The organism is Croceicoccus sp. YJ47, from assembly GCF_016745095.1.
Lineage (GTDB): Bacteria > Pseudomonadota > Alphaproteobacteria > Sphingomonadales > Sphingomonadaceae > Croceicoccus.
Window position 1 is genome coordinate 726,187 of record NZ_CP067087.1, and the last position, 23,547, is coordinate 749,733.

At 65.4% G+C, this 23,547-nt stretch carries 19 protein-coding genes; 8 read left to right on the forward strand and 11 right to left on the reverse strand.

Annotated elements, in window-relative coordinates; genetic code table 11:
* Positions 1–18: 18 nt before the first annotated feature.
* A complete protein-coding gene (locus tag JD971_RS03465; protein ID WP_202085965.1) occupies positions 19–213 on the reverse strand; it encodes a hypothetical protein in 195 nt (64 codons plus the stop codon).
* Here JD971_RS03465 and JD971_RS03470 point away from each other — a divergent pair.
* The gene (locus JD971_RS03470; protein ID WP_202085967.1) at positions 212–3,214 is read left to right on the forward strand and encodes a TonB-dependent receptor domain-containing protein; all 3,003 of its coding nucleotides are present in this window, start codon (positions 212–214) and stop codon (positions 3,212–3,214) included. The two genes, JD971_RS03465 and JD971_RS03470, sit on opposite strands and share 2 nt — an antisense overlap.
* 97 nt (positions 3,215–3,311) lie before the next feature.
* On the opposite strand, the gene clpB is transcribed toward JD971_RS03470, so the two are convergent.
* On the reverse strand, positions 3,312–5,891 hold the full coding sequence (gene clpB / locus JD971_RS03475) for an ATP-dependent chaperone ClpB (RefSeq protein WP_202085969.1): 2,580 nt from the start codon (positions 5,889–5,891) through the stop codon (positions 3,312–3,314).
* 241 nt (positions 5,892–6,132) lie between these two features.
* Between clpB and JD971_RS03480 the strand changes: the two genes are divergently transcribed.
* On the forward strand, positions 6,133–9,039 hold the full coding sequence (locus JD971_RS03480; RefSeq protein ID WP_202085970.1) for a pitrilysin family protein: 2,907 nt from the start codon (positions 6,133–6,135) through the stop codon (positions 9,037–9,039).
* A gap of 79 nt (positions 9,040–9,118) precedes the next feature.
* Here the strand turns inward: JD971_RS03480 and gatB are convergent, their stop codons facing one another.
* The 5 genes from gatB to rpsU form a co-directional block, all read right to left on the reverse strand.
* On the reverse strand, positions 9,119–10,615 hold the full coding sequence (gene gatB, locus JD971_RS03485; protein WP_202085971.1) for an Asp-tRNA(Asn)/Glu-tRNA(Gln) amidotransferase subunit GatB: 1,497 nt from the start codon (positions 10,613–10,615) through the stop codon (positions 9,119–9,121).
* Positions 10,612–12,099, reverse strand: coding sequence for an Asp-tRNA(Asn)/Glu-tRNA(Gln) amidotransferase subunit GatA (gene gatA, locus JD971_RS03490; protein ID WP_202085972.1), 1,488 nt, complete (start codon positions 12,097–12,099; stop codon positions 10,612–10,614). The genes gatB and gatA overlap by 4 nt, the downstream gene beginning before the upstream one ends.
* Positions 12,099–12,401 carry an Asp-tRNA(Asn)/Glu-tRNA(Gln) amidotransferase subunit GatC gene (gatC, locus tag JD971_RS03495; protein ID WP_202085973.1) on the reverse strand — a complete coding sequence of 101 codons (303 nt, stop codon included), beginning with the start codon at positions 12,399–12,401 and terminating at the stop codon, positions 12,099–12,101. The genes gatA and gatC overlap by 1 nt, the downstream gene beginning before the upstream one ends.
* 66 nt (positions 12,402–12,467) lie before the next feature.
* Positions 12,468–13,016 carry an FKBP-type peptidyl-prolyl cis-trans isomerase gene (locus JD971_RS03500; RefSeq protein ID WP_202085975.1) on the reverse strand — a complete coding sequence of 183 codons (549 nt, stop codon included), beginning with the start codon at positions 13,014–13,016 and terminating at the stop codon, positions 12,468–12,470.
* A 159-nt stretch (positions 13,017–13,175) separates the two neighbouring features.
* Entirely contained in the window at positions 13,176–13,382 is a 207-nt protein-coding gene (rpsU, locus tag JD971_RS03505; protein WP_179408292.1) for a 30S ribosomal protein S21, read from the reverse strand.
* Positions 13,383–13,721: 339 nt separating this feature from the next.
* Here rpsU and crcB point away from each other — a divergent pair, with 339 nt between their 5' ends.
* The 5 genes from crcB to JD971_RS03530 are packed head-to-tail and all read left to right on the forward strand — an operon-like array spanning position 13,722 to position 16,939.
* Positions 13,722–14,144: a fluoride efflux transporter CrcB gene (crcB, locus tag JD971_RS03510; protein WP_236672246.1), complete on the forward strand. Its 423-nt coding sequence runs from the start codon at positions 13,722–13,724 to the stop codon at positions 14,142–14,144.
* Complete coding sequence (locus JD971_RS03515; RefSeq protein WP_202085976.1) at positions 14,141–15,379, forward strand: RluA family pseudouridine synthase; 1,239 nt, start codon at positions 14,141–14,143, stop codon at positions 15,377–15,379. The genes crcB and JD971_RS03515 overlap by 4 nt, the downstream gene beginning before the upstream one ends.
* Positions 15,376–16,032: an HAD-IA family hydrolase gene (locus JD971_RS03520; RefSeq protein ID WP_202085977.1), complete on the forward strand. Its 657-nt coding sequence runs from the start codon at positions 15,376–15,378 to the stop codon at positions 16,030–16,032. Before JD971_RS03515 ends, JD971_RS03520 begins: the two co-directional genes overlap by 4 nt.
* Positions 16,029–16,244: a hypothetical protein gene (locus tag JD971_RS03525; RefSeq protein WP_202085978.1), complete on the forward strand. Its 216-nt coding sequence runs from the start codon at positions 16,029–16,031 to the stop codon at positions 16,242–16,244. The genes JD971_RS03520 and JD971_RS03525 overlap by 4 nt, the downstream gene beginning before the upstream one ends.
* Positions 16,241–16,939, forward strand: a complete 699-nt coding sequence (locus tag JD971_RS03530; protein WP_202085979.1) for an ATP12 family chaperone protein — start codon at positions 16,241–16,243, stop codon at positions 16,937–16,939. Before JD971_RS03525 ends, JD971_RS03530 begins: the two co-directional genes overlap by 4 nt.
* Positions 16,940–16,985: 46 nt before the next feature.
* On the opposite strand, the gene JD971_RS03535 is transcribed toward JD971_RS03530, so the two are convergent.
* From JD971_RS03535 to JD971_RS03550, 4 genes are read right to left on the reverse strand one after another with little or no spacing between them, the layout of a single operon-like run.
* Positions 16,986–17,579, reverse strand: coding sequence for an ABC-type transport auxiliary lipoprotein family protein (locus JD971_RS03535; RefSeq protein WP_202085980.1), 594 nt, complete (start codon positions 17,577–17,579; stop codon positions 16,986–16,988).
* Between the two features lie 11 nt (positions 17,580–17,590).
* On the reverse strand, positions 17,591–18,535 hold the full coding sequence (locus JD971_RS03540) for an MlaD family protein (protein ID WP_202085981.1): 945 nt from the start codon (positions 18,533–18,535) through the stop codon (positions 17,591–17,593).
* 9 nt (positions 18,536–18,544) lie between these two features.
* On the reverse strand, positions 18,545–19,432 hold the full coding sequence (locus JD971_RS03545; protein WP_202087302.1) for an ABC transporter ATP-binding protein: 888 nt from the start codon (positions 19,430–19,432) through the stop codon (positions 18,545–18,547).
* Positions 19,433–19,463: 31 nt separating this feature from the next.
* Entirely contained in the window at positions 19,464–20,573 is a 1,110-nt protein-coding gene (locus JD971_RS03550; protein WP_202087303.1) for an ABC transporter permease, read from the reverse strand.
* A 209-nt stretch (positions 20,574–20,782) separates the two neighbouring features.
* On the opposite strand from JD971_RS03550, the gene JD971_RS03555 reads away from it, so the two are divergent.
* Entirely contained in the window at positions 20,783–23,545 is a 2,763-nt protein-coding gene (locus tag JD971_RS03555) for a valine--tRNA ligase (RefSeq protein WP_202085986.1), read from the forward strand.
* Positions 23,546–23,547 lie beyond the last annotated feature (2 nt).

Below are 23,547 nucleotides of genomic sequence, written 5' to 3' on the forward strand. Positions count from 1 at the left end.
CCAACTGTATCAGAAATGTCACAGATTTTCGCGAAAGGTTTCCGAAGATACCAATAGGTTTTGCATAACCCCGGCGAGTTTGAGAGTGGCGCCGCCCTGAAAGTTTTGCCCGTCCGGTGCGATCGAACCACAGCGGTTCCGTTCGGCATCGCGCCGTCGCCACCGCGTGACGTGCGGATCGGACGGGCGACCAGCAAAGGGAATGGATTCCATGAAAGCCTCTTTTCGTAACAAGCGCCTGCTTGCCGCCAGCTCGGCCCTGCGTGCGGTTGCCCTGATCGGCGCCGGCAGCGCCGCAGCCCTGTCGGTTCCCGCCTTCGCGCAGGCCGGCGACACCGATGGCGTCGTGACCGAGGAACAGGTCAGCGCGCCGATCGTGGTGACCGGTTCGCGCATCCGCCGCGCCAATCGCGACACGATCGAGCCTGCGATCGTCGTCGATTCGCAGCAGATCGAGGAACGCGGCCAGACCAGCGTCGGCGAAGCACTCGAGGATCTTCCCGCATTCGGCCCCCCGGCGAACAACCCCGTCGGCGGCCAGGGCGGCAGCTTCGGTTCGGGCCAGACCTTCATCAACTTCTTCGGCCTGGGTTCGCAGCGCACGCTGACGCTGCTCAACAGCCGCCGCTATGTCAGCTCGAACACCGCGTCGATCTTCGGCCCGGTCGCGGCCGGCTCGCAGGTCGATCTCAACACCATTCCCACGCTGATGGTCGACCGGCTTGAGACGATCGCGGTCGGCGGCGCGCCGATCTACGGCGCCGACGCCATCGCCGGCACCGTGAACGTCATCCTCAAGGACCGCTTCGAAGGTGTTCGCTTCGACGCGCAGATGGGCATTGCCGAAGAAGGCGACGCCCGCGAATATCGCCTCGGCGCACTCACGGGCACCAGCTTTGGCGACGGGCGCGGCAACATTGTCGCGGCCTTCGAATATAACCGCACCAACGGCCTGACCTATCGCGATCGTGACCGGACCGCGCGCGGCCTGTTCTATGCCGCGCCGAACGATCCCGATTCCCCCTTCGATCAGGTGATCATCGAGGATCGTCGCATTCCGATCCTGAGCCAGTTCGGCGCCCCCTCGACCGCAGACGCGTTCCCCGGTCTTGGCGCCGACATCACCGACAGCGCCGGCAACACGCTGGTGTTCGACGCGAACGGCAACCTCGTTCCGCTCGACTTCGGCGAACGTTTCGGCACGGTCAATTCCTCGGGTGGCAATGGCTTCAGCCTCGTCGACGTGTCGAACCTGCGTTCGCCGGTCGAACGTTACCTCGGCGCGATTCAGGGCACCTATGACCTGACGGACAACGTCACCGCATTCTTCGAAGGGCAATATGCCAATTCGAAGGGCACCGAACTGCGTGCGCAGCCGGTGTACAACACCGCCCTGTTCGATGCCGGCGGCGCGCCCGACGGCAATCTGATCATCCCGATCGACAATCCGTTCCTGACGGACGAGGCACGCGCCACAATCGCCGCGCAGCTTCCCGAAGGTCAGGATTTCTTCTACCTCGGCCGCGCCAACACCGACCTCATTTCCGGTCGCGGTTCGTCGACGGTGGAAGTGTACCGCTTTGCCGGCGGCCTGCGCGGCGATTTCACGCTGGGCGAACGCGACCTGAACTGGGAAGTGTCCGGCCTGTACGGTCGTTCGAAGACCGACGGCCGCAGCCGCGAGCTGGTGCAGCAGAACTTCGAGAACGCGCTGGCCGGTTGCCCCGCCGGCGCCGCATCCGCGCCGATCGACACGGTCAGCGCGACCTGCGTGCCGTTCAACCCGTTCGGCAACCAGAATTCGCAGGCCGTGGCGGATTACATCACGACCATCGCGAACCCCGTCGCCCTGAACGAACAGTACGACTTCATTGCCACGGTCGGCGGCGACCTGTTCAATATCTGGAGCGGTCCGGTCGCGTTCTCGCTCGGTTACGAGCACCGCGACGAATCCTCGGACTTCGATCCGGGTGAATTCTTCTTCGGTCAGGTGAACCCCGACGATCCGGACGGCCCCCGTGACCAGTTCGGCCGTTCGATCCCGATCGACGCCGTGTCCGGTTCGTACAACACGGACGAGGTGTTCGGCGAGGTGCTCGTGCCGCTCGTCACGCCGGCGATGGAAGTGCCGTTCGCCAATCTGATCGAGGTGAAGGGTGCGGCGCGTTACGTCGACAATTCGCTGACGGGCGGTGATCTCACCTGGACCGCAGGCGGCCGCTGGCAGCCGGTGCGTGACATCACGTTCCGCGGCAATTTCACCCGTTCGATCCGTTCGCCCGCGATTACCGAGCTGTTCAACCCGACCAGCGCGATCTTCACGACCGCAGACGATCCGTGCGATGCGCGCTTCATCAATGCGGGTCCGAACCCGACCCAGCGTGCGGCAAACTGCGCAGCGGCGGGGCTTCCGGCGAACTTCACCTCCAACATCGTCGATTTCACGACGCGCGGTTCGCTTTCGGGCAACACCAATCTGGAGAATGAAAAGGCGGACAGCTGGACGGTCGGCTTCGTGTTCACCCCGACCTTTGCCCGCGGGCTCACGCTCTCGGCCGACTGGGTCGACATCTCGCTCGAAGGCGCGATCCAGAGCGTCGATGCCGAGCAGACGCTCGAGGCATGCTATGACGCGACGAGCTTCCCGTCGGATGCATGTGGCCGGATCGACCGCGACGCCGCCGGTCAGGTGGAATTCGTGCGCACCGGCTACCTCAACGTCGCAAGCTACGACTACAAGGGTCTGGTGAGCGAAGTGCGCTGGGTGCAGCCGACCCCGTTCCTCGGCGCGGACAGCCGCGTGACGGTGCGCGGTTCGTACCAGTATATCGATCAGCTCGAAACGCGGGTCGGTTCCGGCGATCTGGAAACGCTGCGTGGCGGTATCGGCTATTCGAAGCATCAGGGCACGCTGGGCCTGAGCTACGACAATGATGCGTTCGGCGTCTTCGGTCAGGGTCGTTACATCGGCGAGGCCGTGGTCGATCCCGACGCCGCGCCCGAGACGTACGAATTCTTCGAGCGTGACGATGTCATCTTCGTGGATGCCGGCATCAGCTTCAAGGCTGGCGACGACATGGTTCTGCGCCTCATCGGGGAGAATATCTTCGACACCAGCGCGCCGTTCCCCTCGCCCGCCGGTGGCGGTCTCGTGACCTATTTCGACGGGATCATGGGCCGCTACTTCAAGGTGGCTGCGACCTTCGGCTTCTGATCCTTCAAGAAGCCTGCGCATAAAAAAACGGGCCCGGCCATAAGCCGGGCCCGTTTTCGTATCGGGCTGCATTATCGGATCGGGGTGCGTCCTCGAATTACGCGACGCGCATCTGCAATTCGCCGTCGCCCTCGTCGATATGGACGGTGCTGCCATCGGCGATCTCGCCACGCAGCAGCCGGTCGGCGAGCGGGTCCTGCAAATGGCGCTGCACCGCGCGTTTCAACGGGCGCGCGCCATAGACAGGATCGTAACCGACCCGCCCGAGCCAGCGTTTCGCCGCATCGGTGAGGTCGAGCGTGATCTTCCGATCCTTGAGCAATTTCTGCACCCGACCCACCTGAATATCGACGATCGGCGCCATGTGCTCCTCGCCCAAGCGATGGAACAGGATGATCTCGTCCAGCCGGTTCAGGAATTCGGGCCGGAAATGCCCGCGCACCACATCCATCACCTGCGGTTCGACATCGGCGACGGTCTGCCCGTCCTCCATATTCGCGAGATACTGGCTGCCGAGGTTGGAGGTGAGGATGATCAGCGTGTTGCTGAAATCCACCTGCCGCCCCTGCCCGTCGGTCAGCCGCCCGTCGTCGAGCACCTGCAGCAGCACGTTGAACACGTCGGCGTGCGCCTTCTCCACCTCGTCGAACAGCACGACCTGATACGGGCGGCGGCGCACCGCCTCGGTCAGGACGCCGCCTTCGTCATAGCCGACATAGCCCGGCGGCGCCCCGATCAGGCGGGACACGGCGTGCTTCTCCATGAATTCGCTCATGTCGATGCGGACCATCGCATTGTCGTCGTCGAACAGGAACCCGGCCAGCGCCTTCGTCAGTTCGGTCTTCCCGACGCCGGTGGGGCCGAGGAAGAGGAAGCTGCCGAGCGGACGGTTCGGATCCTGTAGGCCCGCACGGGCGCGCCGCACCGCCTTCGATACCGCCTCGACCGCCTGGTTCTGCCCGATGACCCGCTTGCCCAGCGCGCCTTCCATGTTGAGCAGCTTTTCGCGCTCCCCCTCCAGCATGCGATCGACGGGCACACCGGTCCAGCGGCTGACGACGCCGGCGATGTCGTCCTCCGTCACCACCTCGCGCAGCATCGCGTTTTCGGATTGTGCCTTGGCCTCTTCCAATTGCCGGTCGAGTTCAGGGATGCGGCCGTAGGACAGCTCGCCCGCCTTCGCGAGATCGCCGGCCCGCTGCGCCTGTTCCAGCTCGATCCGCGCGGCGTCGAGCTGCTCCTTGATGCGGCCCTCGGCGGCGATCTTGTCGCGCTCGTTCTGCCAGCGGGTGGTCAGCTCGCTCGACTGCTGCTCGAGGTTGGCGAGTTCCTCGCGCAGTGCGCTCAGCCGGTCCTGCGACGCGGCATCGGTTTCGCGCTGGAGCGCCTGTTCCTCGATCTTGAGCTGGATGATGCGGCGGTCGAGATTCTCGATCTCTTCGGGCTTGCTCTCCACCTCCATGCGGATGCGGCTCGCCGCCTCGTCCATGAGGTCGATCGCCTTGTCGGGGAGGAAACGGTCCGCGATATAGCGGTTCGACAGCGTCGCCGCCGCCACCAGCGCATTGTCCGAAATGGTGACGCCGTGGTGCAGCTCGTATTTCTCCTTGAGCCCGCGCAGGATCGACACCGTGTCCTCCACCGTGGGTTCGTCGACGAAGACCGGCTGAAACCGGCGCTGGAGGGCGGCGTCCTTCTCGACATATTTCTGATATTCGTCGAGCGTCGTCGCACCGATGCAGTGCAGCTCGCCGCGGGCGAGCGCGGGTTTCAGGAGGTTGCCCGCGTCCATCGCCCCTTCCGACTTGCCCGCCCCGATGAGCGTGTGCATCTCATCGATGAACAGGATGATATGGCCCTCGGCGCCCTTCACCTCGTCGAGCACGGCCTTCAACCGCTCCTCGAACTCGCCACGATATTTCGCGCCCGCAATCAGGCTTCCCATGTCGAGCGACATCAGCGTGCGGTCTTTGAGGCTGTCGGGCACATCGCCATTCGCAATGCGCAGGGCCAGGCCTTCGGCAATGGCTGTCTTGCCGGTGCCGGGTTCGCCGATCAGGACCGGATTGTTCTTCGTCCGGCGGGCAAGGATCTGCACCGTGCGGCGGATTTCCTCGTCCCGGCCGATCACGGGGTCGAGCTTGCCGGCACGCGCCGCCTCGGTCAGGTCGCGGGCGTATTTCTTCATCGCATCGTAGCTTTCCTCGGCACTTGCGCTGTCGGCGGTGCGGCCGCCGGTGGCCTCCTGGATCGCGGCCTCCAGCGCCTGCGCATCGACATTCGCGGATTTCAGCGCCTGCCCCGCCGCATTCGCTTGCGACAATGCGAGCGCCTGCAACACGCGCTGCACCGGCACGAAGCTGTCGCCGGCCTTCTGGCTGAGCTGCTCCGCCTGATCGAGGACGCGAACCGCATCGTTGTCCAGCCCCGGCGTCGCCTGCGCGCCGCTTCCCGACACGGCGGCGATTTTTGCCAGCGCCGCATCGGCCTGCGCTTCGGCCTGCTTCGCATTGCCGCCGGCGCGCTGAATCAACTGCGCCGCCATGCCCTCGTTATCCTCGAGCAAGGCCTTCAGGATATGGGCGGGCGAAATCCGTTGATGATTGTTGCGGATCGCCACGGTCTGCGCCGCCTGCAGAAAGCCTTTGGCGCGATCGGTAAATTTTTCGAGATTCATCACACAATCCTTGTCGTTACGGACAGGAGATAGTGTTGCAATTTTACAACACAAGGGCCTCGCCGGCTAAGCGGTAAAGATTTTGTCGCAACCCGCCGATTTCAAGGGGCCGTGTCTACCGCGAACGGACCGATCTTCGCGTTCGGGACGGCGTTCTAAGGCTGGCGTTTCCGGTTGAAACTGATACCGAATAGCGCGCTCGCGCCGTCTGGCGCCATGATCGATTGAGGGGGATTTATCCATGCGTATCATCACCGCCTGCCTTGCCGCCGTTTCCTCGCTCGCGCTGTCGGCCTGCGCCGTGCAGAATGCGAGTGTGCCCGTCGCCGCAAATGCACCCGCCCCGGACATGGCCCCTTCGATGGCAGAGCCCGCCTCGCTCGACGCGCTGATCGCCGAGGTCGATATTCCCTATGACCGGTTCACGCTGGACAACGGCCTGACCGTGCTGGTGCATGAGGATCGCAAGGCGCCGCTGGTCGCCGTTTCGGTCTGGTACGGCGTGGGATCGAAACATGAGCCCGAGGGCAAGACCGGTTTTGCCCATCTGTTCGAGCACCTGATGTTCAACGGGTCGGAAAATGCGCCGGGCGATTTCTTTCAACCGTTGCAGGATGCCGGCGCGACCGATTTCAACGGCACGACCTGGTTCGACCGCACCAACTATTTCGAGACCGTGCCGACCGGCGCGCTCGACCGTGCGCTGATGCTGGAAAGCGACCGCATGGGCTATCTGCTCGGCGCGGTGACGCAGGAAAAGCTCGATAACCAGATCGGCGTGGTTCAGAACGAAAAGCGTCAGGGCGACAATCAGCCCTACGGCATGGTCGAATATCTGGAGCTTGAAACGCTCTATCCCGAAGCGCACCCCTATGCCCATTCGACGATCGGCTCGCTGGAAGACCTGTCGTCCGCCACGCTCGACGATGTGAAGGACTGGTTCCGCGATCATTACGGGCCGAACAATGCAGTGCTCGTGCTGTCGGGCGATATCGACACCGCGACGGCGCGGGCAAAGGTGTCGAAATGGTTCGGCGCCATCCCGGCCGGCCCGGCCATCGCGCCGGTCGCCGCGCCGGTGCCGACGCTTCCCGCCGATGTCGAACGCACGCTCACCGACCAGGTGGCGACGACGCGCGTCTATCGCATCTGGGCGACGCCGGGGCTCGACAATCCCGATTACCTGCCGCTCGATGCTGCCGCGTCCGTGCTCGGCGGGCTGGCGAGCTCGCGGCTCGACAATACGCTGGTCCGGGATGAGGAGATCGCCGTCCGCGTCGTCGCCAGCAACAGCGCCTTTGCCCAGGGCGGGCAATTCACCGTCTATGCCGACGTGAAGGACGGCGTCGATCCGCAGGAGGTCGCCGACGCGCTCGACCGCGAAATCGCCCGCATGATCGCGCAGGGACCGACCGAGGATGAATTGCTGCGGGCCAAGACCACCTATGCCGCGTCGCAGATCCGCGGCCTCGACAATCTCGGCGGGTTTGCGGGCAAGGCACCGACGCTCGCGCAGAGCCTCCTGTACCAAGGCTCGCCCGACGCGTACAAACGGGAGCTGCAACGCGCCGCCGACCTGACCCCGGCGCAGGTTCGCACCGCGGCGCAGACATGGCTGTCCCGGCCCGTCTTCCGCCTCACGGTGGAGCCGGGCGAACGGAACGAGGAAGGCGCCACGCCCGGAAGCTACCGCACCGGTACCGATGGCGCACTGCGCGGCCCGGCCTTCTTCATGCAGCCGGGCACCGATCCTGCCGCCGTCATGACGCAGGCAGAGGCGGACCGCTCGCAATTGCCGGAGATCGCTGAGCTTGCCGCACTCGATTTCCCGGAGATACAGCGTGCCACATTGTCGAACGGGATCGAGGTCTATTTCGCGCAGCGCGACGCGATCCCGACCGTGTCGATCCGGCTCGCCTTCGACGCAGGCTATGCCGCCGATCCGCGCGATTCGCTGGGCACGCAATCGCTGATGCTGTCGTTGATGGACGAAGGCACGGCGACGCTCGATGCCGAGCAGCTGGCCATTGCGAAGGAACGGCTCGGTGCCTCGATCGGGTCGGGGGCGAGCCTCGACGAAACCTATTTTCAGCTCGACGCCCTGGCGCCCAATCTCCTGCCCTCGCTCGAACTCCTGTCGGACTATGTGCGCAATCCCGCCTTCGCGCAGGACGATCTCGACCGGGTACGTGCGCAGCAATTGAACCGGCTCGACAATGAGCTGACCTCGCCCGGCGCCATTGCGCAGCGGGCGCTGTTCCCGCTGCTTTACGGGCCGAACCACCCCTATGGCATTCCGCCGTCGGGCCTCGGCAATCGCGCCGCGGTGGAGGCGGTTTCCCAAGGCCAGATCGCGGGCTTTCATGACACATGGCTGCGCCCCGATCTGGCGAAGATCTTCGTCGTCGGGGACAGTTCGCTCGGTGAAATCACGCGGCTGCTGGAGGCGAGTTTCGGCGATTGGCAGGCTCCGGCGACGTCCGCGCCGACGAAGGACTTCAACGTCGATGTCCCGGCACAGCAATCGCGCATCGTGTTGATCGACCGGCCCAATTCGCCGCAATCGATCGTCTTGGGCGCGCGCGTGCTGGATCAGAAGGGCACTGACGATCTCGTGCCGCTGGGCAGCGCCAATTACGTGTTCGGCGGCAATTTCCTCTCGCGCATCAACATGAACCTGCGCGAGACGAAGGGCTGGTCCTATGGCGTGCGGAGCATCGTGTCGCGGCCCGTCGATCGTTCCTCCTTCATGATCTATGCCCCGGTGCAGGCGGACCGGACGGGCGACTCCATCGCGGAATTGCGCCGCGACCTCTCCGCCTTCACCGCCGACAAGGGCGTGAGCGCGTCCGAGCTCAGCGCCCTGGTCAATTCCAACATCCGGGAATTGCCCGGTTCGTTCGAAACGCAGGGCGACGTGCTGGGCGGCATCACGAGCATCGTGCGCAACGGGTGGAGCGACGATTATTACGAAATGCTCGCCGACCGCTATCGCGGCCTGACCGCGGCGCAGCTCGATGCCGAGGCCCGCTCCGCCTTTCGAGGGGACGATCTCGTCTTCGTGGTGGTCGGCGATGCGGACGTGGTGGAACCGCAGCTGGAATCGCTCGGCCTTCCGGTGGAGGTCCGCACGCCTTCGGGCGAATAGACCGACACACAGGCACAAGGAAAGGGCGCCGGAACTTGCTTCCGGCGCCCTTTTTCGTGGTTTCGTGTTTTTGGGGTGGTTAGCCCAGCTTCTGCTTCAGGATGTCGTTGACGACCTGCGGATTGGCCTTGCCCTGCATCGCCTTCATCGTCTGTCCGACAAAGAACCCGAAGAGCCGGTCCTTGCCGCCGCGATAGGCTTCGACCTTGTCCGGGTTGTCGGCCAAAACGGTATCCACCGCCGCCTCGATCGCGCCGGTGTCGCTTTCCTGCTTCAGCCCCTCACGCTCGACGATTTCACCGGCACCGTCGCCGGTTTCCAGCATGATTTCGAGCACCTGCTTCGCAATGGAGCCGGAAATCGTGCCATCCCCGATCAACGCGAGCAGTTCGCCGGCCTTTTCCGGCGTGACCGGGCTGTCGGACAGATCCTTGCCCAGCTTGTTGAGCGCGCCGAACAATTCGCTCATCAACCAGTTCGACGCCTGCTTGGCCACGTCGGCTTGTGCCTTGCCCTGCTGCTGCGCCGCGGTGGTCAGCAGCTTTTCGAACCAGCGCGCGGTTTCGACCTCGGCCGTCAGCACCGCCGCATTATAGGGCGGCACGCCAAGCTCGTTCTCGTACCGCAGACGCTTCGCATCGGGCAGTTCGGGCAGGCTGTCACGGCACGCGGCCAGAAACGCATCGTCCAGTTCGAGCGGCAACAGGTCCGGATCGGGGAAGTAGCGATAATCGTGCGCGTCTTCCTTGCTCCGCATCGACCGCGTCGTGCCGGTGTCGGGATCGAACAGGCGGGTTTCCTGCACGACCTTGCCGCCATCCTCGATCAGCTCGACCTGCCGGTTGGCTTCATATTCGATCGTCGCCATGACGAAGCGCACCGAATTGACGTTCTTCGTCTCGGTCCGCGTGCCGAATTCCTCCCCCGGGCGGCGCACCGACACGTTCACGTCGGCGCGCATGGAGCCTTCCTCCATATTGCCGTCGCACGAGCCGACATAGCGCAGGATCGTGCGCAGCTTGCGGACATAGGCGCCAGCCTCTGCGGGCGAGCGCATGTCGGGCTTCGACACGATCTCCATCAGCGCGACGCCGCTCCGGTTGAGGTCGACATAGGACATCGTGGGATGCTGATCATGCATCAGCTTGCCTGCGTCCTGCTCGACATGGATGCGCTCCACCCCAATGCGCTTGGTGGTGTTTTCGGGGTCTTTTTCATCGAGCACGATGTCGAGATGCCCCTCACCCACCAACGGATGATAGAGCTGGCTGATCTGGTACCCCTGCGGGAGATCGGCGTAGAAGTAATTCTTCCGGTCGAAACGCGACCACGCGTTGATCTGCGCATCGATGGCCATGCCCGTGCGCACCGCCTGCCGGATGCATTCGCGGTTCGGCACCGGCAACATGCCCGGCATCGCCGCATCGACGAGGCTGACCTGCGTGTTCGGCTCCGCGCCGAACGCCGTCGCCGCGCCCGAAAACAGCTTGGCCTTCGACGTTACCTGCGCATGAACCTCGAGGCCGATGACGACCTCCCACTCACCCGTGGCGCCGTGAATCGTATAGGTGCTCATGCTTTCCACCATGTGTCGGGCTTCGCCGTGAAACCGGCGCGCTGTTCGATGGCGAGCCCGGCGTTCAGCACGCCCTGCTCGTCGAAACCCTTGCCGATGATCTGTAGCCCCAGCGGCAGACCATCGCGGTTCAGCCCGGCCGGCACCGACATCGCCGGCAATCCCGCGAGCGAGGCGGGAACCGCGAACACATCGTTGAGATACATCGAAAGCGGGTCCGAAACCTTGTCACCCAGCGCAAATGCCGCCGAAGGGCACGTCGGCGCGAGGATCACGTCGCAGCTTTCCCAGGCCTTGGCGAAATCATCGGCGATCAGCTGCCGCACCTTCTGCGCCTGCGTGTAATAGGCGTCGTAGAATCCGGCGCTCAACACATAGGTGCCGATCATGATGCGGCGCTTCACTTCCTTGCCGAAACCGGCGGCGCGGGTCGCGGCATACATGTCCTGCAACCCCGCCCCGTCGGGAAGGTCGCGCAAGCCGTAACGCACCCCGTCATAACGCGCGAGGTTGGAGGACGCCTCCGCCGGCGCGATGATGTAATAGGCCGGCAGCGCATATTTCGTATGCGGCAGCGAGATGTCGACGATCGTCGCGCCCGCATCCTTGAGCCAGGCGATCCCGTCGTCCCAGCTTTTCGCGACGTCGGCATCCATGCCGTCCATGCGGTATTCGCGCGGAATGCCGACGCGCTTGCCCGAAAGGTCGGGGTTCAACCCTGCCTCCCATTCCGGGACAGGCGCGTCGAGGCTGGTCGAATCCTTGGGGTCGAAACCAGCCATCGCCTCCAGCATGATGGCGCAGTCGCGGGTGTCGCGCGCCATCGGTCCGGGCTGATCCAGGCTGGAGGCGAACGCCACCACGCCCCAGCGCGAGCAGCGGCCATAGGTCGGCTTGATCCCGGTGATGCCGGTAAAGGCGGCAGGCTGCCGGATGGAGCCGCCGGTGTCGGTGCCGGTCGCCGCCGGGCACAGCCGCGCCGCGACCGCCGCGCTCGACCCGCCGGACGAACCGCCGGGGGCGAGCGGCGCATCGCTGCCGTTCGCGCGCCACGGGTTGACGACATTGCCGAATGCGCTCGTCTCGTTCGACGAACCCATCGCGAACTGGTCGAGGTTCAGCTTGCCCAGCATGCCCGCGCCCGCATCCCACAGCTTTGCGGAAACGGTCGATTCGTATTGCGGCACGAACCCTTCGAGGATGTGGCTCGCCGCCGTCGTCGGCGTGCCGTCGGTGGCGAACAGGTCCTTCATCCCGATGGGCACGCCGCCCATCTTGCCGATGTCCTGCCCCTTCGCACGCCGCGCGTCGACATTGCGCGCCGCGTCGAGCGCGCTGTCCGGCGTGGTCACGATGAAGGCGTTGAGATCGGACGCGGCGGCGACGGCGGCGTTGAACGCCTCGGCCACCTCGACCGCGGTGAAATCGCCATTGGCGACGCCGTCGCGAATCTGCGCGACGCCCATTTCGGTATGTTCGGTCATTATTCGATCACCTTCGGCACGCCGAAAAACCCGTGTTCGGGGGCCGGCGCATTGGCGAGCACCTTGTCGCGCACGCCGCCTCCCGTCTTGGGATCGGCATTCACTTCATCCTCGCGCAGGCGCAGCGCATTGGGCACGACCGTCGCCATCGGCTCCACGCCGGTGACATCGACCTCGCCCAGCTGTTCGACCCAGCCGAGGATGTTGTTGAGTTCGGGGACCATGGCCTCGACCTCCGCATCGCTCATGGCGATGCGGGCGAGGCTGGCGATCTTGGTGACCGTTGCTTTATCGACTGACATGACACGCGCGTTAGCCAGACAGCCGCCGCTTGCCAAGCGGCTGTGTGACCGGCGGCGTGTAAAAAATTACTCCGCCGGGGCGGGCTGCTGCGGCAGGGGCGCGGGCAGCGGGGCCCCGCCGGGACCGCCCTGTCCGCCAAGACCCATGGCGCGAAGCTGCTCCTGCATCGCCTGAATCTCGGCCTGGCTGCGGAATTCGAGCAGTTCTACGGTGAATTCGAGGTCGCTGTTGGGCGGGATCACGCCGCCGCCTGCGCCCTCTGCGCCATAGGCGAGATCGGAGGGGATATTGACCACATAGCGTCCGCCGGTCTGCATCCGGGTGAGCGCGTCGGCAAAGCCGGGCATCACCCCGCCGACCGGCATCGCGGCCTGTTCGCCGCTGTCGAAGACCGTACCGTCGGGCAGACGCCCTTCGTAATTCACCAGCACGACATCGTCCATCGACGGGCTCGGCCCCTCGCCCGCGGCGAGCGTATCGATCGTCACGCCTTCGTAGCGCGAGGCCCACGCCACACCGGCGGCGAGCAGGACGGCGATTGCGATCCCGATCCAGAGCTTGGTGATGATGCCCTTGCCGATGGGCTGCAACGGTACGCGGGTGACTTCGGCCATGATCTTCCCCATTCTTGAACGACGGTCAGTTTGCGAAGGCCCCGCCATGGCGGGCAGCAAAAAGGGCGCCGGAAATATCTGGCGCCCTGATGGCTCATGCAGGCGGCGGCGACAAGAGGCTTTGTGCCGTGCCGCGCGCCCTCATGCAAAGGCTATGGCTTAACGCACGCCATCGCGTTCGGCGCGCTTGCGCTCGAGCTTGCGGGCGCGGCGCACGGCGGCAGCCTTTTCACGCGCACGCTTCTCGCTCGGCTTTTCGTAGTGGCGGCGCAATTTCATTTCGCGATACACGCCTTCACGCTGAAGCTTCTTCTTCAACGCACGAAGGGCCTGGTCGACATTGTTATCGCGAACCATGATTTGCATATTCTGAAACTACCTCACATCTGTTGTCAGTTCGGCCAATGATGCCACCGCCGGTCGGACCGGTCCGCATGCACCTCGACTCGATGAAAAACGAATCACATTGCCAGAAGAGCCCGAATTCAACGAAAAACCGGCCATAGCTGGCGGCGCCGCTACCACCCGCAATGCGGAAAAGCAAGCGCCGGAACCGGTATCATATACCACGCAACGTGCCTTCGCGCAAATCCGGGCCAGTACGCGCGCCGATCATCGGGAACGCCGCTTTTTTCCCGCGTTTGGCGGCGCGCCGCGACACGCCCCTTTCGCATTCGCGCGGCAACGCGTAAGGCGCTCATGATAATGAACCAGACCACCATGAACCACCCATCGCCCCTTTTCGCATCGTTTCTCGTCGCCGCAGGTGGCGGGACCGGTGCCGTGCTGCGCTATCAGCTCGGCCGCGCGATCACCGGCCTCTTCCCCGCGTCGAGCGGGAGCTTCCCCTGGCCGACACTCGCCGCGAATGTCTTCGGCAGCCTCGCCATGGGGGCGTTGATCGCGTGGCTCGCCCGGCATGGCGGTGGGGGGAGCGAGGCCTGGCGCCTCCTGCTGGGCGTAGGCCTGCTCGGCGGTTTCACCACGTTTTCCTCGTTCAGCCTCGAACTCGTCATGCTGTGGGAACGCGGCGCGGCGCTCGCGGCACTGACCTATGCTCTGGTCTCGGTGATCGCCGGAGTCGCGGGATTGTTCATCGGGCTTTCCATCATGCGGGTGGCGGCATGAGCGCGCCCTACGATCCCCACGCAAAGGGCAGCGACAATGTCCGGCAATTCGTGGTCAGCCGCGACGATGCGGGCATCCGGCTCGACCGCTGGTTCAAGCGCAACCTGCCGCATATCGGCTTTGCCACCATCTCGCGCTGGGCGCGGACCGGGCAAATCCGGGTCGATGGCGGGCGGGTCAAGCCTGACGACAGGCTGGAACCGGGACAGCAGATCCGCGTACCACCCGGCGGCGAGACGACCACAGGGGCGCCGCGCGAACGGCGCCCGCTGACGGACGATCAGCTGGAGCAGGCGGACGCGATGCTGCTCCACCGCGACCGTGCGGCCATCGTGCTGAACAAGCCGCCCGGCCTCGCGACGCAAGGCGGCACGGGCACGCATCAACATGTCGATGGCCTGCTCGACGCCTATGCGACGGGCGGTGCCAAGGCGCCGCGGCCCCGGCTCGTCCACCGGCTCGATAAGGATACGTCGGGCGTCCTGCTGATCGCCGCGACGCCGGGCAGCGCCGCGTTCTTCTCCAAGCGGTTCTCGGGCCGTTCGGCCAAGAAGATCTACTGGGCGCTGGTGGTCGGCGTGCCCAAGGTGCCGCACGGGGTCATCGACCTCGCGCTTGCCAAACAGCCCGGCACCGGCGGCGAGAAGATGATGCCGGACGAAGGCGGACAGGCGGCCAAGACCCGGTATCGCGTGGTCGAACGGGCCGGCAATCGCGCCGCCTGGGTGGAGTTGGAGCCGCTGACCGGCCGCACGCACCAGCTTCGCGTCCATCTCGCCGCGATCGGCCATCCCATCGTCGGCGACGGCAAATATGGCGCGCAGGAGGCATTCCTCACCGGATCGATCAGCCGCAAGATGCACCTTCACGCCCGGCGCCTGATCATCGACCATCCCGATGGCGTGGCGCTCGACGTGACGGCGCCGTTGCCCGAACATTTCGCCGCCAGCATGGAGCAGCTGGGCTTCGATCCCGCGCTCAGCGACGCCGAGCCGGAGACCGGCCCGCCCCCGCCCCCGCGCGAGATTCTCAAGCAGCAGGCCCGCCGCCACGCAAAGCAGGTGCGCAAGGACAAGCGCGGCGAACGGCGCGAACGTGCCGGCGTGAAGAGCAGTTCGGGCGGCAAACCGAAATCCCGCCCCGGCAAGACGGCCGGCCCCGCGCGCCCCGGCCCGAAACGCAACGGCCCCGGCCCCCAGGGCCGCAAGCCGGGCGGAAAGCCGAAGAAGCCATGAACCGGCTGGCGATATTCGATTGCGACGGCACGCTCGTCGATGGGCAGGCGAATGTCTGCGACGCGATGGAGGAAGCCTTTGCCGCCTCCGGTTTGCAGGCGCCCGACCGGCTTGCCATCCGCCGCGCCGTCGGGCTGTCCCTCCCGCAGGCCATGGCGCAGCTCGTTCCCGAAGGCGACGCGGTACAGCATGAAATGCTGGCCGAACGGTACCGGCTCGCCTTTCGCACCCATCGCGAGCGGGGCCTGGTGAATGAACCGCTGTATGACGGGATGGCGATGTTGCTGCGCCATCTGCACGCGGCAGGCTGGACGCTGGCCGTCGCCACCGGCAAGTCGGACCGCGGCCTCGCCCATTGCCTCGACCATCATGGCATCGCCGACCTGTTCGAAAGCCTGCAGACCGCCGACCGGCACCCGTCGAAGCCGCATCCGTCCATGATCGAACGTATTCTGGACGATACGGGCGTCGATGCGGACCATGCGGTGATGATCGGGGATACCAGCTTCGACATGCTGATGGCCGATGCCGCCGGCGTTCGCGGCGTCGGGGTCGCATGGGGTTATCATGCGCCGGACGAATTGATGGCGGCTGGCGCCGATGCGGTGGCGAACGACATGGACGACCTTCAAAAACTGCTGGGCGCGGCGTGAGCGATCCTGCGGCGCGGCGGTTCTTCGTGATACAGGCGGTGCGGGTGGCAGGCGTCGTGGTGGCCGTATGGGGTTTGTCGGCCAGCTATGGCCGGGCGCCCTGGCTTGGCGGCGCGCCTGCGTGGGTCGGCGCGCTCGTACTGGCGGCGGGAACGGCGGTGGCGCTGATCGGGCCACGGCTGCTGGCGCGCAAATGGCGGAGCGGTTCGTGAAGCGATTTTACAGCGATGTGCATGTCGATGCGCAGGACAGCGGCTGGCAGGTCCGGCTCGATACGCGGCCACTGAAAACCGCAGGCGGCGCGCCGCAGATCGTGCCGGCTCGCGATCTCGCCGAAGCGCTTGCCGATGAATGGCGCGCGCAGGAGGACGAGATCGACCCTGCGGGCTTTCCCTTGCGCGACATGGCCGATTACGCGATCGACCGCGTTGCACCCGACAGGCCGGCGACCATCGCCAAGCTACTCAGCTATGCCGAAACCGATACGCTGTGCTATCGCGCGGACGAAGGCGATGCCTTGCGCACGCGGCAGGACGAGGCGTGGGAGCCGTTGCTGACCGAAGCGGAGCGGCGGTATGATGTGCGCTTCGAACGGATAGGCGGCATCGTCCACCGACGGCAGCCCGATGCGACCATGGCCCGCCTGCAGGACGAGCTCTACGGGTTCGGGCCGTTCGTGCTGACCGGCCTGCTCAATCTTGCCGGGCTTGCCTGCTCGCTCACCGTGGCACTGGCGGCCTTGACGGACGACGCCGATGCCGACGCACTGTGGGCCATCGCCAATCTGGAAGAGGATTGGCAGGCGGTGCAGTGGGGCTGGGATTCAGAGGCGCTCGAAAACCGCAATCGCCGGCTTGCCGGCTTTGCACTGGCGCTGCGTTTCGCGCAATTGTCGCGCGGCGGTTGAGCGGGCGCTCCGGCGGTGCGCCGGATGCCCGCCCGCCTCGGCAGGCCTATTGCGCGATCCAGTTCGCGATTTCCATCGCCACCGTATTGGCCGCCTGGTTCAAAGCAGGCGCAACCGCCGCGGCATCGGGCGCGATGCCGGGCACCGTGCTCGAAAACCGGCGTGAGACGACCTCGCGCCCTTCCTCGATCCGGATGGCGTCATAGGTGACGGTGACGCTGCTGTCGCGAGCGTCATAGCCCATCTCGATCAGCCTACCGTGGAGCCGGATGCGCGGCTCGGCGCCGGGCTCGATCCCCTCGAACACCAGCCTCCCGGTCTGCGCCCGCAATGTCTCGGCCAGGAGATGCTGCATCAGCCGCGTCGGCTTATCCACCAGGAACGCGTTTTCGAGATAGGCGATGCCCGTCTCGTCGATCCGCACCGGCACGCGTTTGGCATTGAGCCTGTCTTCGGTTTCCGCCTCCATCACGGCGATGGCCGTGCTGGCCTTGCCGGTGGTGCTGCTCGCGCCTGCCGGGGCCACCGCCTGCGACGTGAGGCCGATGAGCTGTTCGGGCGCATCGCCGCCGCCGATGCTGACGCAGGCCGGCAGGAGGCCGAACAGGGCCAGCGGGGCGGCGATACGGGTGATACGCATGGGAGGCATCCTCAATTGTCGGGTTCGTATGTGGGCAGTTTCTGCCCGCCGATCAGTCCGGTCGCCCCCTGATCGTCAAGCTTTTCGGTAATCGTGCGCAGCGAGCGTGTCGTCGTGCGCAATTCGCGGATCGCGGCCTCCGCCTCCGGCAGGGTGCCGGTGGTAATCTGGCGCGCGGCGGGACGAATATCGGCGAGCGTCGCCTCCAGTTCCTCCATCGCGCCATTCGCGGTGCGCAGCGTCACGCGCAATTCGTCCGCGATCGATCCGCCTTCCTGATTGATGACCTTGTCGGTGGAGGCAGCGACCTTTTCGAACTGCGCCAGCGTCATGTTCGCCTGACGCAGCGTCGCCTGCAATTCGGCCATGGTCTGATCGATGCGCGGGCTCGTATCGGCGAGCGTGTCGGTCAGCCGCTCGGTATTCTGCAGAATGCCGGTCAGCGCCTGCTGATTATCGTCCGACAATGTCATCGTCAGCCGCTCGGTCAATGTCGAGAGCCGTTCGAGCAGGAGCGGCGCATTCGACAGGATCTCGCCAATGCCGCCACGACGGGTCGGGATGACGGGCACGCCTTCGGGGCCGATCTCGGTAATCGGCGGGGCACCGCGGACCGCGCCTTCCATCTGAATCGTGGACACGCCGGTAAAGCTGCCCTGCATGGTGGCGGTGGTGCCCTGAAGAATGGGGACGCTTTCGTCGATCTCGATCCGCACGCGCACGAATTCCGGATCCTTGTCCCACAGCCTGATCTCCCGCACCTGACCCACCGGCACGCCGGAATAGGCCACCTGCGATCCGCGGGCGAGGCCGCTGACCGACTGGCTGAAGAAGATGTCGTATTCCTGCTGTGCCCCTTCGTTCAACCTTGCGAGCCAGATGATGAACCCCGCCAGCAAGGCGAGCAGGATGAGCGTGACCGCCCCGACCCAGATATGATTTGCGCGCGTTTCCATCGCGATGTCCTATGCCTTGTCCATGGTCGGGTTGTCCACTTGCGCGTGTTCGTCGGCGAGGCCGCGCGCCTGCGTTTCCTCGCGCAGGTCGGTGGCCTGGGCGGCGCGTCCGCGCGGACCGTTGAAATATTCCTGAATCCACGGATGATTGGTTTCGAGCAGTTCGGGGATCGTGCCGACCGCCGTCACCTTCTTGTCCGCGAGCACCGCCACGCGGTCGCAAATGGCGTAAAGCGTGTCGAGATCGTGGGTGATGAGAAACACGGTCAGGCCCAGAGTATCGGTCAATTCCCGCGTCAACGTGTCGAACGCAGCCGCGCCGATCGGGTCCAGCCCCGCCGTCGGCTCGTCCAGAAACAGGAGTTCGGGATCGAGCGCGAGCGCACGGGCCAGCCCGGCGCGTTTCTTCATGCCGCCCGACAATTCGGAGGGAAACTTGCTCGTCGCTTCCTCGGGCAGGCCGGACAGCCGCACCTTGTAGCGGGCGATTTCATGGCGCAGCTCCGGGGTCAGTTCGGGAAAGAACTGCCGGAGCGGCACCTCGACGTTCTCCGCCACCGTCAACGTGGAAAACAGCGCCCCGCCCTGGAACAATACGCCCCAGCGCGAGCGGATGTCGATGTCCGCGTCCTCCTCCGCCTCCGTGATGGAGCGGCCCAGCACCTCGATCGAGCCTTCGTCGGGCACCTGCAACCCGATGATCGAGCGCATCAGCACGGATTTGCCCGTGCCCGACCCGCCGACCACGCCGATGATTTCACCGCGCCGGACATTGAGGTCGAGATTGTCGTGGACCGTTTGCGAACCGAACTTGTTGACCAGCCCCTTCACCACGATGGGATGTTCGCCGGTGAACATCGGCGGCACATATTCCGCCTCGTTCATGGCGCGCTTCATCAGCTTTCTGGCGCGTGCGCTGCTCATCGCATCAATCCCAACCCAGATTGCTGAAGAAGACGGCGAAAAATGCGTCGAGCACAATCACCATGAAGATCCCCTGCACCACCGCGATCGTCGTGCGCAGGCCGACATCCTCGGCATTGCCCTTCACCTGCATCCCCTGATAGCAGCCGGCGATGCCGATGATCAGGCCGAAGACCGGCGCCTTGATCAGGCTGATATAAAGGTCGGTGATCGGCACCACCTCGCGCACGCGCAGCAGGAACGTCCAGAACGGAATGTCGAGCGCGAAATTGGCGATGAACGCACCGCCGATGATCGCCAGCACCGAGGAGTAAAATCCCAGCACCGGCATCAGGAACACCACGGCGAGAATGCGCGGCATCACCAGCCGCTCCATCGGCGAAACACCGATGGTCCGCATCGCGTCGACCTCCTCGGTCAGGCGCATCGTGCCGATCTGCGCGGCAAAGGCGCTCCCCGAACGGCCCGCCACCATGATCGCGGTCATCAACACGCCCAGCTCGCGCAGCGACAGCCGCCCGGTCAGGTTGATGGTGTAGATTTCGGCGCCGAACTGTTGCAACTGCACCGCGCCCTGCTGCGCGATGACGATGCCGATGAGGAAGCTCATCAAGCCGACGATGGGCAATGCGGCGACGCCGACCACCTCGAACTGCCGGACCATCGCGGTAAAGGGGAACCGGCGCGGATGGCGGATCAACGTGAAAAACGAGGACACGACCGCGCCGAAGAAACCGACGACGCCCTTGATCCCGCTGCCGAAATTGTCGACCGCCTCGCCGACGGCGGCGGGCACGCGTTCGACCGGGCCGGGCCGCGGCGGGGCGATTGCCGCCTCGCTCTTGGCGTCCTGCACGGCGGAGATGAGCCGTTCGGCCTTCTCGCTCACTCCGCGCAATTCGGCATCGAAATGCCCCGCGGCGCGCGACACGGTCCACGCGCCGACGGTGTCGATCTCGGTAATCTCGGCAATGTCGATGACGTCGAGCGGTTCGTCGATTTCGCGGAGCCGATGATCGAGCGGCCCCACCGACGATACCGTCAGCGGCCCACTGATTTTCAACGTGCGGCCACCCTCCGCATCGATCGTATCGAAATCTGCCCATTCGCGCATGGCCATGCTCATGGGCGAAATCACGGCCCGCGACAAGCGTTTCGTAAAGGCGGCGCGCATGGTCGGTCCGATTCCGGATATTCTTTACGCCGCATTTCGGCCCCGCCGGATCGGTCGCTGCGCGTGCCCGTGCGCCCCCATGCACCATGTGCGCCGCGCGTTGCGCTATCCCCTTGCCCCCCTCGCCCGCCGCTGGCAAAGCGCGGGCCATGACGACGCACGAAACCGACACGCCCGCCCCCACCGATCAGGCCGATGGCGGCGCCCTGCCCAAGACGTTCGACCCCGCCGGGATCGAGGCGCGCTGGTACGCGCATTGGGAAGAAACCGGCCTGTTCCGGCTCGAGCGCCCGGATGCAAAGCCCTTCACCATCGTCAACCCGCCGCCCAATGTGACGGGATCGCTGCATATCGGCCACGCGCTCGACAATACGTTGCAGGACATCATGGTCCGCTACGAACGGCTGCGCGGCAAGGATGCGCTCTGGGTCGTGGGGACCGACCATGCCGGCATCGCGACGCAGATGCTGGTGGAGCGCAAGCTCGAGGCCGAGGGCGACAAGCGCACCAACCACTCGCGCGAGGATTTCATCGCGAAGGTATGGGAGTGGAAGGAAGAAAGCGGCGGCACCATTACCCGGCAATTGCGGCGGCTGGGCTGTTCCATGGACTGGAGCCGGGAGCAGTTCACGATGGACCCGCATTTTACGCAAGCGGTGCTCAAGGTGTTCGTCGACCTGCACGAACGCGGGCTGATCTATCGCGACAAGCGGCTGGTGAACTGGGACCCGAAGCTGAAGACCGCGATCTCCGACCTCGAGGTCGAGACGAAGGACGTCGCCGGCGGCTTCTGGCACTTCCGCTATCCGCTGGCCGATGGCGCGGTGCTCGCCGACGGGCGCGATTATATCGAGGTGGCGACGACGCGGCCCGAAACCATGCTCGCCGACATGGCCGTCGCGGTGCACCCCGATGACGACCGCTATGCCAGCGTGGTGGGCAAGGAGATCGTCCTGCCGATCACCGGGCGGCGCATTCCCATCGTCGCCGACGAACATGCCGACCCGGAACTCGGCAGCGGGGCCGTGAAGATCACGCCGGGCCACGATTTCAACGATTTCGAGGTCGGCAAGCGCGCCGGCTTCAAGCCCGCCGACATGCTCAACATGCTCGATGGCGAGGGCAATGTGGTGCAGACCGCCGACGGGCGCGTGCCCGAGGAATTCATCGGCCTGCACCGGTTCCGCCGCGATGGCACCGATGGCGCACGCGAGGCGGTGGTGCAGCGGATGAAGGCCGACGGGTTCCTCATCCCCCATGTCACGAAGGACGCCGATGGCAACGAGACGCAGCACGATGCCGAACCGCGCACCATCGCCACCCCCTATGGCGACCGTGGCGGCGTGGTGATCGAACCGTGGCTGACCGATCAATGGTATGTCGATGCCGCGACGCTCGCCAAACCCGCGATCGAGGCGGTGCGTTCGGGCGCGATCGAAATCGTCCCGAAGACATGGGAAAAGACCTATTTCAACTGGATGGAGAACATTCAGCCATGGTGCGTCTCGCGCCAGCTGTGGTGGGGGCACCGCATTCCGGCGTGGTACGACGCGGACGGCACGCCCTATGTCGCCATGACCGAGGAAGAGGCGCAGGCGAAGGCGGGCGCGGGCGCCGTCCTCACCCGCGACAATGACGTGCTCGACACGTGGTTCTCCTCCGCCCTGTGGCCGTTCGCGACGCTGGGCTGGCCGGAAAAGACTGCGCTTCTCGCCAAGCATTACCCGAATGACCTGCTGATCTCCGGCTTCGACATCTTGTTCTTCTGGGACGCGCGCATGGCGATGCAGGGGATCGAATTCATGGGCAAGGCCCCGTGGAAACGGCTTTATCTCCATGGCCTCGTCCGCGCCGCCGATGGCGCGAAAATGTCGAAGTCGAAGGGCAATGTCGTCGATCCGCTCGGCCTGATCGACCAGTATGGCGCCGATGCGCTGCGCTTTTTCATGGCGGCGATGGAGAGCCAGGGCCGCGACGTGAAAATGGATGAGAAGCGCGTCGAGGGGTATCGCAATTTCGCGACGAAGCTGTGGAATGCGACGCGTTTCTGCCAGGCGAACGGCATCGGCGCATCGCAAACCGTCGCTGCGCCGCCCGCGACCAGCGCGGTCAATCGCTGGATCACCGGCGCCGTCGTCGCGGTGCAGGGCGAGCTTGACCGGGCGCTGGGCGATCTGCGCTTCGATGCGGCGGCCAATGCGATCTACCATTTCGTGTGGGACGATTTCTGCGACTGGTATGTGGAGCTGATCAAGCCGGCGCCGGGCGCGGAGATGGATGCCGAAACGCGCGCCGTCGCGGGCTGGGTGCTCGACCAGATTTTCGTGATGCTGCACCCGTTCATGCCCTTCATCACCGAGGAATTGTGGCATGCGCAGGGGGAACGCCCCTACGAATTGATCGTGGCGCAATGGCCCCGGCCCGATGCCGCCGTCGATGCCGAGGCGAAGGCCGAGGTCGAATGGCTGATCGCTCTTGTCGGCAATCTGCGCGCGGCGAAGAACGAGCTGGGCATCGCGCCGGGCGCCCGGCTCGACGCCTATCTGGCCGAGCCATCCGCCGCCAGTCGCCGCGCGATCGAGCGCAACGCCGCCGCGATCGAACGGGTCGCGCGGCTGTTGTCGGTGCAATTCGCGCCGGCGCCCGATGGCCCCGCAATGCAGGTCGGCGCGGGTGAGGATGTGTTCGTCATCCCCCTCGAAGGGGTGATCGACATCGCGGCGGAACGCGCGCGCCTCGAAAAGGCGAAGGCCGCCGCGCAGAAGGAAGCCGACAGCCTCGTCAAGCGGCTCGACAATCCGAAATTCGTGGAAAAGGCAAAGCCCGAGGCGGTCGAAAAGGCCCGCGCCGATCACGCGCATCACATGGCGGAGGCGGAGCGGCTCGACGCGGCGCTGGCGCGGCTGGGATAAGG

Excerpts from the sequence above, each read along its gene's own strand:
- JD971_RS03470 (WP_202085967.1), top strand. The coding sequence starts at position 212 with ATGAAAGCCTCTTTTCGTAACAAGCGCCTGCTTGCCGCCAGCTCGGCC.
- JD971_RS03465 (WP_202085965.1), bottom strand. The coding sequence starts at position 213 with ATGGAATCCATTCCCTTTGCTGGTCGCCCGTCCGATCCGCACGTCACG.
- clpB (WP_202085969.1), bottom strand. The coding sequence starts at position 5,891 with ATGAATCTCGAAAAATTTACCGATCGCGCCAAAGGCTTTCTGCAGGCG.
- JD971_RS03480 (WP_202085970.1), top strand. The coding sequence starts at position 6,133 with ATGCGTATCATCACCGCCTGCCTTGCCGCCGTTTCCTCGCTCGCGCTG.
- gatB (WP_202085971.1), bottom strand. The coding sequence starts at position 10,615 with ATGAGCACCTATACGATTCACGGCGCCACGGGTGAGTGGGAGGTCGTC.
- gatA (WP_202085972.1), bottom strand. The coding sequence starts at position 12,099 with ATGACCGAACATACCGAAATGGGCGTCGCGCAGATTCGCGACGGCGTC.
- gatC (WP_202085973.1), bottom strand. The coding sequence starts at position 12,401 with ATGTCAGTCGATAAAGCAACGGTCACCAAGATCGCCAGCCTCGCCCGC.
- JD971_RS03500 (WP_202085975.1), bottom strand. The coding sequence starts at position 13,016 with ATGGCCGAAGTCACCCGCGTACCGTTGCAGCCCATCGGCAAGGGCATC.
- rpsU (WP_179408292.1), bottom strand. The coding sequence starts at position 13,382 with ATGCAAATCATGGTTCGCGATAACAATGTCGACCAGGCCCTTCGTGCG.
- crcB (WP_236672246.1), top strand. The coding sequence starts at position 13,722 with ATGAACCAGACCACCATGAACCACCCATCGCCCCTTTTCGCATCGTTT.
- JD971_RS03515 (WP_202085976.1), top strand. The coding sequence starts at position 14,141 with ATGAGCGCGCCCTACGATCCCCACGCAAAGGGCAGCGACAATGTCCGG.
- JD971_RS03520 (WP_202085977.1), top strand. The coding sequence starts at position 15,376 with ATGAACCGGCTGGCGATATTCGATTGCGACGGCACGCTCGTCGATGGG.
- JD971_RS03535 (WP_202085980.1), bottom strand. The coding sequence starts at position 17,579 with ATGCGTATCACCCGTATCGCCGCCCCGCTGGCCCTGTTCGGCCTCCTG.
- JD971_RS03540 (WP_202085981.1), bottom strand. The coding sequence starts at position 18,535 with ATGGAAACGCGCGCAAATCATATCTGGGTCGGGGCGGTCACGCTCATC.
- JD971_RS03545 (WP_202087302.1), bottom strand. The coding sequence starts at position 19,432 with ATGAAGCGCGCCATGAACGAGGCGGAATATGTGCCGCCGATGTTCACC.
- JD971_RS03550 (WP_202087303.1), bottom strand. The coding sequence starts at position 20,573 with ATGCGCGAATGGGCAGATTTCGATACGATCGATGCGGAGGGTGGCCGC.
- JD971_RS03555 (WP_202085986.1), top strand. The coding sequence starts at position 20,783 with ATGACGACGCACGAAACCGACACGCCCGCCCCCACCGATCAGGCCGAT.